Source organism: Myxococcus sp. CA039A (assembly GCF_013336645.1).
Lineage (GTDB): Bacteria > Myxococcota > Myxococcia > Myxococcales > Myxococcaceae > Myxococcus > Myxococcus llanfairpwllgwyngyllgogerychwyrndrobwllllantysiliogogogochensis.
Genome location: NZ_JABUMQ010000310.1, coordinates 1 through 13613, shown reverse-complemented (window position 1 = coordinate 13613; position 13613 = coordinate 1). Strand labels below are relative to the sequence as shown.

The window sequence follows — 13613 nt, the reverse complement described above, 5'->3', positions numbered from 1 at the left end:
AGCGGGGACGGCTCGTGGACCGTGTGTCGCTCGGAGGGGGCCTTTGCCCAGCGGGCCATCTGCGCGAGGAACTCTCGCGGCAGCAGCACGGGCCGTCCATCCGCCACCAGCTCCGTCTCGAACAGGTAGCCCATGAAGTGGGCCAGCGCGCTGGAGGAGACGTCGGGCGTGGCGGTGTGCAGGTAGCGGGTGAGGGCCTCGGCGAAGGCCTCGGCGGTGGGGTAGCGCTGCTCGCGCTCCACGGCGAGGGCGGTGAGGAGGATGCGCTCCAGGGCCGGAGGGATGTCCGGGGCCAGCTCGCGCGGACGCGGAAAGTCGCCCAGGGCAATCTTGCGCATCACGTCCGGGACGGAGCCCTCGAAGGGCAGTCGCCCGCACAGCGTCTCGTACAGCAGCGTGCCCGCGGCGAAGATGTCCGCGCGGGCGTCCAGCTCCCGGCCCCGGGCCTGCTCCGGGGCGAAGTACGCGTACTTGCCCTTGGCCTCCGTCTCGTCGGACTCGTCGCTGACGCCATCGCTGGCGAGCCGGGCCCGGGCGATGCCGAAGTCCACCAGCTTCACCTGGCCCTCGAAGCTCAGGAGCACGTTCTGCGGGCTGACGTCGCGGTGGATGATGTGCAGCGGACGGCCCCGGTCATCCAGCCGGGTGTGGGCGTAGGCCAGCCCCTTGAGCACCTCCACCGTCACCAGCAGGGCAAGCGGTTGGGGTAGGGTGTGGAGCCCCTTCTCCCGGGCGCGTCGCAGCACGCGTGACAGCGGATGCCCGTCCACCCACTCCATGGCGATGAAGTACTGGCCGCCCACTTCGCCAAAGTCGAAGACCTGGGCGATGTTGCCGTGGCTCAGCCCCGCGGCGATGCGCGCCTCGTTGACGAACATGGAGACGAAGGCGCTCTTGTCCGCGTAGCCCGGCAGGATTTTCTTGATGACGACGGGCTTGGTGACCCCCGCCACCGCCGTCATCCGGGCGCGGTAGATCTCCGCCATGCCGCCCGTCGCGATGCGCTCGAGCAACGTGTACTTGCCGAAATCGAGCCCTTCGGACGGGTGCTCCACGTGTCTTCCGGCTCCTCTGGGCGCACCGGGCCGCTGTGCTGCCCCTCCACGACTCCACGACGCCTCTTGAGGCCCGCGCGAAGCTATCATCAGGGCTCCAGGAACGTTAACACGGGAAAATTCCGTTGAACATGCTCACTCGTCTCTTTGTCCTGGGTGTCTTACTCGGGGGCTCCCACGCGGTGGCGGCGCCCGCGGTGCTGTTGGCGCCGGTGTTGGGGTTGCCCGAGCGCGTCATGCTTCAGGGGCGCGTGCTGAAGGAGGCGCCCTCGGACGGCAGCTCGGCGCTGTCTCGGAACCTGCGACGGCTGGCGGCGCCCAACTGGGAGGGCGCGAAGGTGTCGGTGCGCTTCCAGGGCGTCACCGCCATCGTGACGAGCGGGCACGACGGTGGCTTCGAGGTCACCTTGATGCCGCCCGAGGGAGGCCGCTTCAAGGAGGGCGCTTCCGAGGCGGAGGCGTGGGTGGAGGGCGCCATCATCAGCGCGCGCGTGGAGGTGCTGCCGGCGTCGACGTCGCTGCTGGTGGTCTCCGACTTCGACGACACGCTGGCGGTGACGCAGGTGACGAAGCCGGCGAAGCTGGTGCAGACGGCGCTGCTGAAGGACTCGGACACGCAGGAGGTGGTGCCGGGCATGGCGGCGCTCTACGGATGCCTGCGGGGGAGCGCGACGTCCTCGGCGTTCGCGCTGGTGAGCGGCTCGCCCGTCCAGTACCTGCCGCGCGTGCGCGGGTTCCTGGAGCGGCACCAGTTCCCGGCGGGTTTTGGCGTGTACCTGCGGGACCTGGGCCCGTCGTCGCTGTCCAACTACAAGCAGCCCATCATCCGCCGCCTGCTCACGCAGTTCCCGCTGCCCGTCGTGCTGGTGGGGGACTCGGGGGAGAAGGACCCGGAGGTCTACGCGCAGATTCGCGAGGAGTTCCCGGGACGGGTGAAGGCCGTCTACATCCGCGACGCGGGGCGCACGAAGGACGTGAAGCGCTTCCAGGACATGGTGCTGTTCAAGGACGCGCGTGAAGCGGCGGAGCACGCCGTCGGCCTGGGGCTGGCGGACGCGGCCTGTGTGGCGAGCGTGCTGCCGAAGCCCTCCGTGTCGCTGCCGGCCACCGCGGGCCCGACGCCTCCATGACGTTCGTGCAGTGTGTCGCGGAGGTTCGAGGCAGCGAGGGGCGGCGGCGACTCGACTGGCTTCGCCTCGCGACCCGGCGGTGCCTCGAAGCGCGGACGCGAATCGCCTCTCTCGGTGTTCGACGCCTCGTGGTGCTGCTGTGTCCGCTGCTCGCGGTGGTGGGCTGTCGAGAGGAGAAGGCCGCCGAGCCGCTCCAGTCGCTGAAGCCCGCGCCATTGCCTTCGCTCGCCACGGGAGGGAGTCGAGCGTCCGAGGATGGAGGGCCTGTCGCTCGAGGCGACGTGCCCGAGTCCGTGCCCGTGTATGGCGAGGCGCTGCCGTCCAACGCGTTGCGACTGTCGCTGGCGGGTGAGCACGCGCGGCTCGGGGACGAGACGTTCGAGCCCTCGCGTCCGGCATCCCTCGCGCGTCTCGCGGAGCGGGTGAAGGGGCGCGAAGTCGTGCTGGTGCCCGACGCGGACACGTTCCTGGCGCAGGTCTCCGAACTGCTCGCGATGCTGCGGGACTCCGCCGAGACGGTGTGGCTGGCGCATCCGGATGCACCGGTGGCGTATCCGCTGGTGCTTCGCGATGAGGAGGGCTTTCGCGAGTGGCTGGCGGAGGTGGCGCCGGGAAAGCTGCGCATCATCCAGCGCGCGGACGGCTTCGAGCTGAGCACCAGCGTGGGCAAGCTCCCCGGTCCCGATGCGAATGGTCCCTCGGTGCCGGTGCGCGAGGGGCGCCAGGACCTGGCGACGTTGCGGCACGGGTTGGGGTTGCTCAAGGGCCGCTTCAAGCAGTCCGAGGACATCTGCCTGGTCCCCTCGTTTGGCACCGAGGTCTCCCAGGCCGCGCGTGCGCTCGGAGCCGTATACACGGCCCCGGGCGAGCCCTTGTTCGACACCCTGTGCCTCGTGTTCCCGACGCCTCCTCGTGTCAGGGATGGGGGCTGACGCTCAGGGCTGGAAGCCGAACAGGAAGAGGTCCGACACGCCGCTCGCCGTCCATGTCCGCGAGCCCACCTGGAGCGTGTCGTGGAAGAGGCCGAGGACCGCGGCGCGGCCGTCCTTGGAGACGGCGACGGTGCCCTCGTCGAGACCGGGAGAGCTGCGGTCCAGGCCGCTGGGGAAGCTTTGTACCCAGCGGCGCTGGCCCTGGATGCGGTCGAACTTCGCGACGTAGACGTTGGCGGCGCTCGACGGGTTGCCGGGCAGCGGGCCCAGGATGCCCAGGTCCGAGCTGCCCGCCTGATAGCCCCCGACGACGGTGACGCCGTCGCGCTCGTCCATGGCGACGCTCTCGATGTCGAAGCCGAAGTTGTACGCCCAGCGCTCCTCGCCATCGCGCGTCCAGGCGACGACGAACGCGTCCTGGTTGATGCCGAGGTTGCCAGTGGAGGTGTGGGTCTGCCCGGCGAAGGTGAAGGTGAACGCGTACGTGCCGACCATCACCACGCGGTTGCCATGGGTGGCCAGGCCGAAGGCGAAGCCCAGCGCGCCAAGCAATCGCCGACGCCAGCGCGGCTGTCCTTCGGGCGAGAGCATGACGAGGTAGGGCTCCGAGGAGCTCGTGGCTCCCAGGGCATCGCCACCCACGAAGAAGTTGCCCTCGCTGTCGGCGGTGGCGGTCCGGCCCAGGCTCTGGGTGGTGTCCGTGTCGACGAAGCGCCACAGCCGGGTGCCCTCGGAGTTGTGCTTGAGGAAGGTGAGCCGGGGGCTGCCTTGTGACGTCACGCTGTAGCCACCGATGCCGATGTTGCCGTCGCGGTCGGTCACGAGCGTCTGGACGAAAATGTCGGTGGAGAGGATGGGACGCAGCCAGAGCAGGCGACCGGTGGCACTGAGCTTCACCAGTTGGAGGCCGTCGCTGAACAGGCTGCTGCCGGGGCTGACGCCGATGGCCTCGACGATGATGATGATGTTGCCCTGTCCGTCCACCGCGTGACGAAGCGCGTAGAGCCCGCTGATGACTCGGATGACACTCGGCTGGCCCTGGGCGTCATGACGAACGAGCGCCAGGGCCCGGTCCGTCGGCCCACCCGGTGCCTGGATGGGGCCCGCCCCCACGTCGATGCTGCCTGTGAAGTTGATGAAGGAGATGAAGCTTCCGTCTTTGCCGGAGGCAATCCGTCCGGTCTCGTCGTCCCCAGGACCGCTGAGCTGATGGGCCCATGACAGGCCTCCCGCGAGCGGCTCGGCGGCGGTCGACCTCGCGCTGCCCGCGATGACGCCCACGACGCACAACCACGACAACACCCGTGTCCTCATCCCCATGACAACCCCCATTCACAGGAGCGGAAGAGGGCCCCTGATTGAAGTGAGGTCGCATGGGTGAGCACTGTGAATGGCGGGGGCTCGCCCCGACGGACGTGATTGTCGCTCACGGCACAATCCGCTGCGGCCTTGTGACTCATGGAGACGGCGTGGCCGTTCCGCTCAGCGGAACGGTCGTGTGCCACCTCGGTACTGCCTGGCGAAACCGCCGGGCTGAACCCGAGAGAAAAGGGCTGGCCTGCTCGCCACTCCTCCTATGATGCGGCGCTTCATAGCTTGCCAAGGATGGGCCGACTCTCCGCTCGACGGACGTGAGGCCCTTCGCGCATCTGGGAGGTCATCGATGGCCGCAGTGAACGAGCCCGCCGCGTCGAAGGAAATTCCCACCGGAGGGGCCTTCCTCTTCCAGGAGGTCGGTACCTCCCGCTTCGTCACGCCGGAGACCTTCACCGAGGAGCAACGCCTCTTCTTCCGCACGGCGCTCCAGTTCAGCCGCGAGCAGGTGCTGCCCCAGGCGGTGCGAATCGAGCACAAGGACAACGTGCTCTTGCGCGAGCTGCTGCGCCACGCGGGCGAGCTGGGTCTGCTCAGCGTGGACATCCCGGAGGCCTACGGCGGCACGGGCCTGGACAAGACCACGTCGCTCCTGCTCGCCGAGGCGATGAGCCTCAACGGCTCCTGGTCCGTGACGTTCGGCGCGCACACGGGCATCGGCTCGCTGCCCATCGTCTGGTTCGGCAACGCCGCGCAGAAGGCGAAGTACCTGCCCAAGCTGGGCACCGGCGAATGGGTGGCGGCGTACGCACTCACGGAGCAGGGCAGCGGAAGTGACGCGCTGGGCGCGAAGACGAAGGCGGTGCGCTCGCCGGACGGCAAGCACTGGATTCTCAACGGCTCCAAGCTCTACATCACCAACGCGGCGTTCGCGGACGTGTTCATCGTCTTCGCCAAGGTGGACGGCGACAAGTTCACCGGCTTCATCGTGGAGAAGGACACTCCGGGCCTCACGGTGGGGCCCGAGGAGCACAAGATGGGCATCCGTGGCTCGTCCACGTGCCCGCTCTACTTCGAGGACGCGCGCGTCCCGGCGGAGAATCTGCTGGGCGAGGTGGGCAAGGGTCACAAGATTGCCTTCAACATCCTCAACTACGGTCGGTTGAAGCTGGGCGCGGGCGTGCTCGGGGGCATGAAGCTCCAGCTCGGCAACGCGCTGCGCTTCGTGCAGGAGCGCAAGCAGTTCGGCACGCCCATCGTCCGCTTCCCGCTGTCGCGCGAGAAGCTGGCGCGCATGGCCGCGCTCATCTACGCGTTGGAGAGCATGACCTACCGCACCACGGGCCTCGTCGACGCGCGCCTCGCCGCTCGCGACAAGTCCGCCCCCGGCTACGAGGGGCATCTCCTGGCCGCCGTGGAGGAGTACGCCATCGAGTCCTCCATCATGAAGGTCTACGGCTCGGAGGCCCTGGGGCAGGTGGTGGACGACGCGGTGCAGTTGCACGGCGGCGCGGGCTACATCGAGGAGTACCCCGTCGAGCGCGCCTACCGCGACGCGCGCATCAACCGCATCTTCGAGGGCACCAACGAAATCAACCGCATGCTCATCACCGGCATGCTCATCAAGCGCGCGGTGAAGGGTGACCTGCCGCTGTTCGCCATGGCGGGCAACGTGGCGGAGGAGCTGTCGCGAGGCGAGAAGCCCCGGGCCCGGACCGACGACGCGCTGGCCCCGCAGGAAGTGGCCGCCGAGGTCGCCAAGCGCCTGGCCCTCCACGGCCTGCGCGTGGCGGCGGAGACGTTCGGTCCGGAGCTGGAGCAGCACCAGGAGGTGCTCGCCTCGCTCTCCGACGTGGTGATGGACGCCTTCGCCCTGGACTCGCTGGTGACGCGCACCCGACAGGCGGCGTCCGGCGGAACGTTGGATCCGGTGCGGCTGGCGCTGGTGCGCCTGTTCGCGCTCGACAGCATCCCCCGCGCCTACGACAGGACGCGCCGCGCGCTGTGCGCGACGCTCCAGGGTGACGCGCTGGACAAGGAGCTGAAGCGGCTGGCCACGCAGGACATCTTCACGCCCTACAACCCCGCGGAGCTGCGCGAGACGGTGATGGCCGCCATCGAGTCCGCCGGCGGCTACCCCTTCACGGAGTAGCCAGGCGCCGTCACGGCATCCGCGTCACGGCGTCCATGCCAAAGCTCACCCGCGCCTTCCAGGGCGCGGGGGGCAGCGACTCCAGCGCGAGCAGCGCGTCCAGCCGCTGCTGCATGGGCGCCCGCAGCCGGCCGAACGTGGCGCCGAAGCCGGGCGTCGCCTCGGTGGCGTTCTTCCGGGGCACCGACGACGTCCACACCACCTCGCCGTGCAGGAGCAGCGAGCCGCCCGTCAAATCCATCTCCAGCAGGAAGGGCGTGCCCACGCGCACGTGGCGGGGCAGGGTGGGCGCCATGACCTCCAGCCCCACGCCGCCTCGGGAGATGTCCCGGACCAGGAACGTCGGCGACAGGGGCGTGGCCTCCACCGCGCGCAGGTGCAGCGGGAGCCGGGGAAAGCGCCGCAGCCCCTCCTGCTCCTGGGCGGCGAAGATCCGCTTGAGCACGGCGTCCAGCGCGGTGCGGTCCTCGCTGGCGCCATAACGCACGGTGACCAGGTAGTTGCGCTCCTCGCGGGGCTCCACCTGCACGACTTCGCCCAAGACCTCCACGGGCCGGGGTACCCCTCCGGCATGCAGCTCGAAAGTGAAGCGAGTCCCCAGCGGGAGGCTGCGCCGCGTCTGGAGCGTGGCGCCACCTTGACCCACGCTGCGCGTGTACTCCCCCACCAGGGACTGCGGGCTCTTGTAGGCCACCTTCAGTCGCACGTTCGTGTTCACGGAGCCGTCACTCTGCGCTCTTCCCGGAGGGAGCTCAAGTTTGCCCCCTCCCCACGGGTAGGGCGCCGCGGCGCGCCAAACACCTGACCTTCCAGGTGTGACGGGTTGTCTGGATGTCGGGAACCCACTGGCGGCGTGTTCCAACCTGTTGCGCTTTCTTGACCCCCCCTGGGGGGCCGCGTATGAATGCCGCCCGGTAGTGGCAAGAAGTGGGAAGGAGTGGAGCTTCATCCCCTGAAGGGCTGAAAAGGTGGATCGTCCCCCGTGTTCCGAGGCGTCTATGAGCACCAGATCGACGCGAAGGGGCGGACCAGCCTCCCGGCGAAGCTCCGGGAGACCTTGGTGGGGGCCTATGACGAGCGGCTCATCATCACCACGGCCCTGGACCGGTGCCTCCACGCGTACCCGGTGCGGGAGTGGGAGGCGCTCGAGGCGTCCCTCGCGCGGCGCAATCCGATGGAGCCCGGGGTGAAGACGCTGATGCGCCTGTACGTGGCGAGCGCTCAGGAGTGCCCGTTGGACCGGCTGGGGCGGCTGCTGATTCCGCCGTCGCTGCGGACGTACGCGGGGCTGGAGAAGGACGTGGTGTGGGCGGGGATGGTGAAGGTGATCGAGCTTTGGAGCCGCGAGGGTTGGGCGAAGGCCCAGGAAGAGGCCCGCCAGGAAGCGGCCTCCGCGGACGTGATGAAGGTGCTTTCCGAGCTGCGGCACCAATAGCCGGAAAGTCGACAAAAGGTCGGAGTCCCGAGAGGGTGGCACGCGTATGAATCAGGTTCTGGAGGTCCGGCGGAGGGCGACGAGCGCACTGGCGGGTGCCGAGCGCGTGGAGACGCTCATGCTGGAGGGCGAGCTGAGCGAGCAGGACCTGCTGAAGCTGTGCGACGAACTCACCCAGCGCATGCACCGGGGCCTGCGTCAGGTGGTGCTGGACCTGTCCGAGGTAGGGCACCTCAACTACCGGGGCGTCAAGCCGCTGATGGCCCGCGCCGAGGCGTTCCGCCGCACGGGTGGAGACCTGAAGCTGTCTGGACTGTCGCCGTACCTGGCCGCCATCTTCCGCGCGGCCGGCGCGCACGACACGTTTGAAATCTACCCGCACATGAACGACGCCCGCGCCGCGTTTTCACTCGCGCGGGCTCCCTTCGTCTGACCGCGTGGGGGACTTGGACTTCCAGCATCAGACCGTCCTTCTGCGTGAAGCCGTGGAGCTGCTGCGAGCCGGAGCGGGCAAGGTGATCATCGACGGCACACTCGGGGGTGGTGGCCACACGGAGGCGCTCCTTGCTCAGGGCGCGTCCGTGGTGGGCGTGGACCGCGACCCGGTGGCGCTCGCCGCCGCCTCCGCCCGCCTGGGGCCCAACCCCCGCTTCCAGGGCCGCGCCGGCAACTTCGCGGACCTGCCCCGCGTGGCCGCGGAGCTGCTGCCGGTGGACGGCGTGCTGGTGGACCTGGGGGTCTCCTCCCCGCAGCTGGATGTGGCCGAGCGCGGCTTCTCCTTCATGAAGGACGGCCCGCTGGACATGCGCATGGGCCCGGACGGCCCCACCGCCGCGGAGCTCATCGCGTCCACGGACGAGTCGGAGCTGGCGCTCATCCTGAAAGAGTACGGCGAGGAGCCCTTTGCCCGGCCCATCGCCCGCGAGCTCAAGCGCGCGCTGCCCACGCGCACGCTGGAGGCCGCCGAAGTGGTGAAGCGCGCGGTGCCCCGCAAGGCGTGGCCCACGCGGATCCACGTCGCCACCCGGACCTTCCAGGCGCTGCGCATGGCGGTGAACCAGGAGCTGGAGGCGCTGGACTCGCTCCTGGCCGCGCTGCCGTCGCTCCTCAAGGTCGGTGGCCGCGCCGCGGTCATCTCCTTCCACTCGCTGGAGGACCGCAAGGTGAAGGAGGGCTTCCGCACGCTGGAGGGCCGCTGCACCTGTCCTCCGGGCCTTCCCATCTGCGTCTGCTCCAGCGTGGGCAACTTCAGCGTGGTGACGAAGAAGGCCGTGGCCGCCTCGGACGAAGAGATTTCGGCCAACCCCCGCTCTCGAAGCGCGCACCTGCGCGTGGTGGAGAAAGTGCGATGAGCAAGGCGTCGTCCTCCCAGCGTGGCTCCGTGTCGTTGACGGGGGTGCTGTTGCACCTGTTGCCCGCCATCCTCCTGTTCTCCCTCTTCGCCGCGGTGGGCATGCTCCATGTCACCAGCCGGGTGATGGTGGTGGACATGGGCTACCGGCTGTCCCGCGCGGAGGCGGAGAGCCGCTCGCTGACGCGGGACAATGACCGACTCAAGCTGGAGCTGGCCACGCTCAAGGCGCCGGGCCGGCTGGAGCGCGTGGCGCGCGAGCAGCTCGGCATGACGATGCCCGCTGGCAGCGCGGTGGTGTCGCTGTCCTCGGAGAAGCCGGCTCGAGGCAGCGCTTCCGCGTCCGCTCCGTCCCCGTCTCAAGACAAGCCCGGCGTACGCGTGGCGGGCCGTGGAGGTTCGGGCCGGTGAGGGATTTCAAGGCGACACGGGCCCCGGAGTCCAACGCGAAGGGACTGAAGCTGCGTGTGCAGCTTTTGTTCAGTCTCTTCCTGTTGCTCCTGGGTGTCGCCTTCGGTCGGGCCGTGCAGTTGCAGGTCTTCGAGCAGGAGAAGCTGCGCGGAATGGCGCAGGACCAGTACGTCCGCCAGATTGAAATCCCCGCCCGTCGCGGCGACATCTTCGACCGTCGCGGCACGCCCCTGGCCCAGAGCGTGGAGGTGGACTCCATCTGGGTGGATCCATCGATGCTGCCCGACGTGCGTCAGGCCTCGCGCTCGCTGGCCAAGGCGCTGAAGGTGGACGCGGACGAACTGGGCGCCAGGCTTGCGCGCTCCAAGCGCTTCGCCTGGGTGAAGCGTCAGGCCAAGCCCCAGGAAGTCGCCGCGGTGAAGGCGCTGGGCCTGCCCGGCATGGGCTTCACCAAGGAGCCCAAGCGCTTCTATCCGCAGCGTGAGCTGGGCGCCCACGTGGTGGGCATGGTGGGCATGGACGGCAAGGGCCTGGAGGGCCTGGAGCTGGCCTTCGAGGACGAGCTGTCCGGGCAGAACTCCCGCATGTCGGGCTTCCGCGACGCCAAGGGCCGCAAGCTGTTGGTCCAGGGCGCGTTGGATCCGCTGGAGCGGCAGGGCGCCGCCGTCACGCTGACCCTGGACCGGCATCTGCAGTACGTGGCGGAGAAGTCGTTGGCCAAGGCCGTGGAGGAGGCCAAGGGCATCGCCGGCATGGTGGTGGCGTTGGATCCGAAGACGGGGGAGCTGCTGGCGCTGGCCAACCACCCCCGCTTCAACCCGAACACTCCGGAGAGCATCGCTCGCGGAACGGTGCGCAACCGAGGCGCGTTGGACACCTTCGAGCCCGGCTCCACCACCAAGCCCTTCGTGGTGGCCACGGCGCTGGAGGAGAAGTCCGTCACCGAGGAGAGCGTCTTCTTCTGCGAGAACGGCGCCTGGCGCGTGGGCCGCCACACCATCAACGACACGCACTCCTACGGGTGGCTGGCGCCCAGGGGCATCCTCCAGGTCTCCTCCAACATCTGCATGGCGAAGATGGCCCAGGTGCTGGGCCGCGAGAAGATGGTGGCCGGCTACCATGCCTTCGGCTTCGCCGAGCGCACGGGCCTGGCCCTGCCGGGCGAGGGCCGGGGTGTCATCCCGTTCCCCAAGGCGGAGGTCTCCCTGGCCACCCAGTCGTTCGGACAGGGCATGACGGCCACCGCCGTGCAGATTGCGGCGGCCTATGGTGCGCTGGCCAACGATGGCGTGCTGATGCGGCCCTACCTCGTGTCGAAGGTGGTGGACCCCGACGGGGTGGTGCTGCTTGAAAACCGTCCCACCGAGGTCCGCCGGGCGGTTTCCGCGAAGGTGGCCCGGCAGGTGGTGGGCATGCTCGAAAGCGTGGTGGTCAAGGGAGGTACCGCGCCCAAGGCCGCCATGGAGGAGTACCGGGTCGCCGGCAAGACGGGAACCGCCCAGAAGGCGGATCCAGTGGCCCGGGGCTACTCGGACAAGCGGATTGCCTCCTTTGTCGGCATGGTGCCGGCCGAGGATCCGCGCATTGTCATCCTCGTGGTGGTGGACGAACCCAAGACAGACGTGTACGGGGGGCTCGTGGCTGCCCCTGCTTTCAAGGAAATTGCGACCGCTGCCATGGCCCACCTGGCCGTGCCCCCGTCTCGGACGGTGGCACCCGGGGTGGCCATGGCCGCCGCAACCCCCGTGCCTGTCGCGGCGAAGCCGGTGGCGAAGGCCACCGAGCCCGCTCGGCCGGTGTTGGAGGAGGCGGTTTCGGAGAGCCCTGAGGCCGGCACGGTGCGTGTGCCGGACGTCCAGGGCGCCGGAGGTCGTGAGGCCGTGGTGAAGCTGCTCGCCGCGGCACTCGAGCCACAGGTGATGGGCAGTGGACGTGTGGTGTCTCAAACCCCCGCCGCCGGCTCACTGGTGGAGAAGGGGGCCCGGGTGACGCTGGAGCTCGCGACGCGGCAATGAGGCCGCGCTCGTTCCAGGCCCCGCGCTTGCAATTCGTGTGAAGGGGAAGAGATGAAGCTGACGGATGTCCTCGCAGGGTGTGGTGCCGAGCAGACCTCGGGTGGTCGTTCCGCGGTCGACGTCACCGGTGTGACCCAGGACTCGCGGCATGTGAAGCCTGGCGACTTGTTCATCGCCATTCCCGGCACCAAGGAGGATGGTGCCCAGTTCATCGGGGAGGCCGTGTCACGCGGAGCCGTGGCGGTGGTCTCCGAGAAGCCGGTGCCTTCCTCGCAGGTGCCCTTCTTCAAGGTGGGCAGCGCGCGCAAGGCGCTGGCCCTCATCGCCGCGAACTTCCATGGCCGGCCGGCCGACAAGCTGACGTTGCTGGCGGTCACCGGCACCAACGGAAAGACGACGACGTCGTTCCTGTTGGAGGCGATGAGCGCGGCGGCCTACGTGTCCACGGGTGTCATTGGCACGCTGGGCTACAAGTTCGGGGGCAAGACGGTCGAGACGGCCAACACGACGCCGGATCCGCTGGAGCTGCACCGCATCTTCCGGGAGATGGTGGACGCGGGTGTGGAGACGGTGGTGATGGAGGTGTCCAGCCACGCGCTCGCGCAGGAGCGCGTGCACGGGCTGACCTTCAAGGCCGCGGGCTTCAGCAACCTGAGCCGCGACCACCTCGACTACCACAAGGACATGGAGGACTACTTCCAGGCGAAGCGGAAGCTCTTCGCGGAGAACCTGTCCTCCACGGGCGTGGCCGTCGTGAATGGCGACGACACGTATGCCAGCCGCATCTACAACGAGCAGCGCGGCCAGAAGCGGATGGCGTGGAAGTTCAGCCGCACCGGCAACGGTGAGATTTCGGCCTCGGACGTCACCTTCACGCTGGCCGGCATCACCGGCACGCTGAAGACGCCCTCGGGCGACATCGCGCTGAAGAGCAAGCTCTTGGGCCCCCACAACCTGGAGAACATCCTCCTGGCGGTGGGCATCGGCATCGGCGCGGGCTTCTCGCGCAGCGACGTGAAGGTCGGCATCGAGCGGATGACGCCCGTGGCCGGCCGCATGGAGCGCGTGGAGAACTACGGCCCCGCGGGGGCGCCCGCCGTGTTCGTGGACTACGCGCACACCGACGACGCGCTCAAGCGCGCGCTGGAGGCTGCGCGCGCGATGGCCAAGGGCCGCGTCATCACGGTCTTCGGCTGCGGAGGAGACCGGGACAAGGGCAAGCGTCCGTTGATGGGCGCGGTGGCCGCGGAGGCCGCGGACCTGACGGTCATCACCAGCGACAACCCGCGCACGGAGGACCCGGAGGAGATCATCAGCCAGGTGACGTCGGGCGTGGAGAAGGGCGGCCTGCGCCGCATCTCCGCGAACAAGGCGAAGTCGGGCGAGAAGGGCTACCTCGTCGAGGCGGACCGTCGCACCGCCATCGAGCAGGCCATTGCACTGGCGAGCGCGGACGATGTCGTCCTCATCGCTGGCAAGGGCCACGAGACCTACCAGCAGGTGGGCAAGGAGAAGCTCAGCTTCGATGACCGCCAGGCCGCCGCCAAGGCACTGGCGAGCCGCACCGCCGGCTGAGAAGGCTCGCGGACGGGACGCCCCACACCCCTATGGCAGCTCGATTCAGCGACGAAGAGGTGGTGCAGGCGACGGGGGCGACCCGGCTCGGAAGTCCCGGGCCGGCCGCCTTCGAGGCCGTCTGCACCGACACGAGGGCACTCACCCCGGGGTGCCTCTTCGTGGCGCTGGTGGGTGAGCGCTTCGACGCCCACGCGTTCGTGGACGTCGCGGCCAGGGGTGGGGCGGCCGGCGCGGTGGTGG

12 protein-coding genes and 1 pseudogene are annotated in these 13613 nt (G+C 69.2%); 10 read left to right on the top strand and 3 right to left on the bottom strand.

What is annotated here, in order from left to right:
* Nucleotides 1-1055: serine/threonine-protein kinase (locus tag HR086_RS37145; protein ID WP_174468005.1), on the bottom strand; the 1055-nt coding region annotated here is incomplete at its 3' end.
* 131 nt (nucleotides 1056-1186) lie between these two features.
* Here HR086_RS37145 and HR086_RS37140 point away from each other — a divergent pair.
* Nucleotides 1187-2185 (top strand): App1 family protein, encoded by a 999-nt coding sequence (locus tag HR086_RS37140; protein WP_174468004.1) that lies wholly within the window; start codon nucleotides 1187-1189, stop codon nucleotides 2183-2185.
* Nucleotides 2182-3117, top strand: a complete 936-nt coding sequence (locus tag HR086_RS37135) for a hypothetical protein (RefSeq protein ID WP_371745487.1) — start codon at nucleotides 2182-2184, stop codon at nucleotides 3115-3117. Before HR086_RS37140 ends, HR086_RS37135 begins: the two co-directional genes overlap by 4 nt.
* Nucleotides 3118-3120: 3 nt before the next feature.
* On the opposite strand, the gene HR086_RS37130 is transcribed toward HR086_RS37135, so the two are convergent.
* A complete protein-coding gene (locus tag HR086_RS37130) occupies nucleotides 3121-4437 on the bottom strand; it encodes a hypothetical protein (protein ID WP_174468003.1) in 1317 nt (438 codons plus the stop codon).
* 343 nt (nucleotides 4438-4780) lie between these two features.
* Here HR086_RS37130 and HR086_RS37125 point away from each other — a divergent pair, with 343 nt between their 5' ends.
* Nucleotides 4781-6583 carry an acyl-CoA dehydrogenase family protein gene (locus HR086_RS37125; RefSeq protein WP_141648207.1) on the top strand — a complete coding sequence of 601 codons (1803 nt, stop codon included), beginning with the start codon at nucleotides 4781-4783 and terminating at the stop codon, nucleotides 6581-6583.
* A 10-nt stretch (nucleotides 6584-6593) separates the two neighbouring features.
* Here the strand turns inward: HR086_RS37125 and HR086_RS37120 are convergent, their stop codons facing one another.
* Nucleotides 6594-7301, bottom strand: coding sequence for a PilZ domain-containing protein (locus HR086_RS37120; RefSeq protein WP_141648206.1), 708 nt, complete (start codon nucleotides 7299-7301; stop codon nucleotides 6594-6596).
* Nucleotides 7302-7565: 264 nt separating this feature from the next.
* Here HR086_RS37120 and mraZ point away from each other — a divergent pair, with 264 nt between their 5' ends.
* The 7 genes and pseudogenes from mraZ to HR086_RS37085 form a co-directional block, all read left to right on the top strand.
* Complete coding sequence (gene mraZ / locus HR086_RS37115; RefSeq protein WP_141648205.1) at nucleotides 7566-8018, top strand: division/cell wall cluster transcriptional repressor MraZ; 453 nt, start codon at nucleotides 7566-7568, stop codon at nucleotides 8016-8018.
* A gap of 46 nt (nucleotides 8019-8064) precedes the next feature.
* Nucleotides 8065-8451, top strand: coding sequence for an STAS domain-containing protein (locus HR086_RS37110; protein ID WP_141648204.1), 387 nt, complete (start codon nucleotides 8065-8067; stop codon nucleotides 8449-8451).
* A gap of 4 nt (nucleotides 8452-8455) precedes the next feature.
* Nucleotides 8456-9370 (top strand): 16S rRNA (cytosine(1402)-N(4))-methyltransferase RsmH, encoded by a 915-nt coding sequence (gene rsmH / locus HR086_RS37105; RefSeq protein WP_141648203.1) that lies wholly within the window; start codon nucleotides 8456-8458, stop codon nucleotides 9368-9370.
* Entirely contained in the window at nucleotides 9367-9780 is a 414-nt protein-coding gene (locus tag HR086_RS37100) for a cell division protein FtsL (RefSeq protein WP_174468002.1), read from the top strand. The genes rsmH and HR086_RS37100 overlap by 4 nt, the downstream gene beginning before the upstream one ends.
* Nucleotides 9777-11795, top strand: coding sequence for a penicillin-binding protein (locus HR086_RS37095; protein ID WP_174461488.1), 2019 nt, complete (start codon nucleotides 9777-9779; stop codon nucleotides 11793-11795). Before HR086_RS37100 ends, HR086_RS37095 begins: the two co-directional genes overlap by 4 nt.
* Before the next feature lie 51 nt (nucleotides 11796-11846).
* Complete coding sequence (locus HR086_RS37090; RefSeq protein ID WP_141648200.1) at nucleotides 11847-13370, top strand: UDP-N-acetylmuramoyl-L-alanyl-D-glutamate--2,6-diaminopimelate ligase; 1524 nt, start codon at nucleotides 11847-11849, stop codon at nucleotides 13368-13370.
* 32 nt (nucleotides 13371-13402) lie between these two features.
* Nucleotides 13403-13613 (top strand): annotated as a pseudogene (locus HR086_RS37085) (UDP-N-acetylmuramoyl-tripeptide--D-alanyl-D-alanine ligase); the annotation flags it as partial.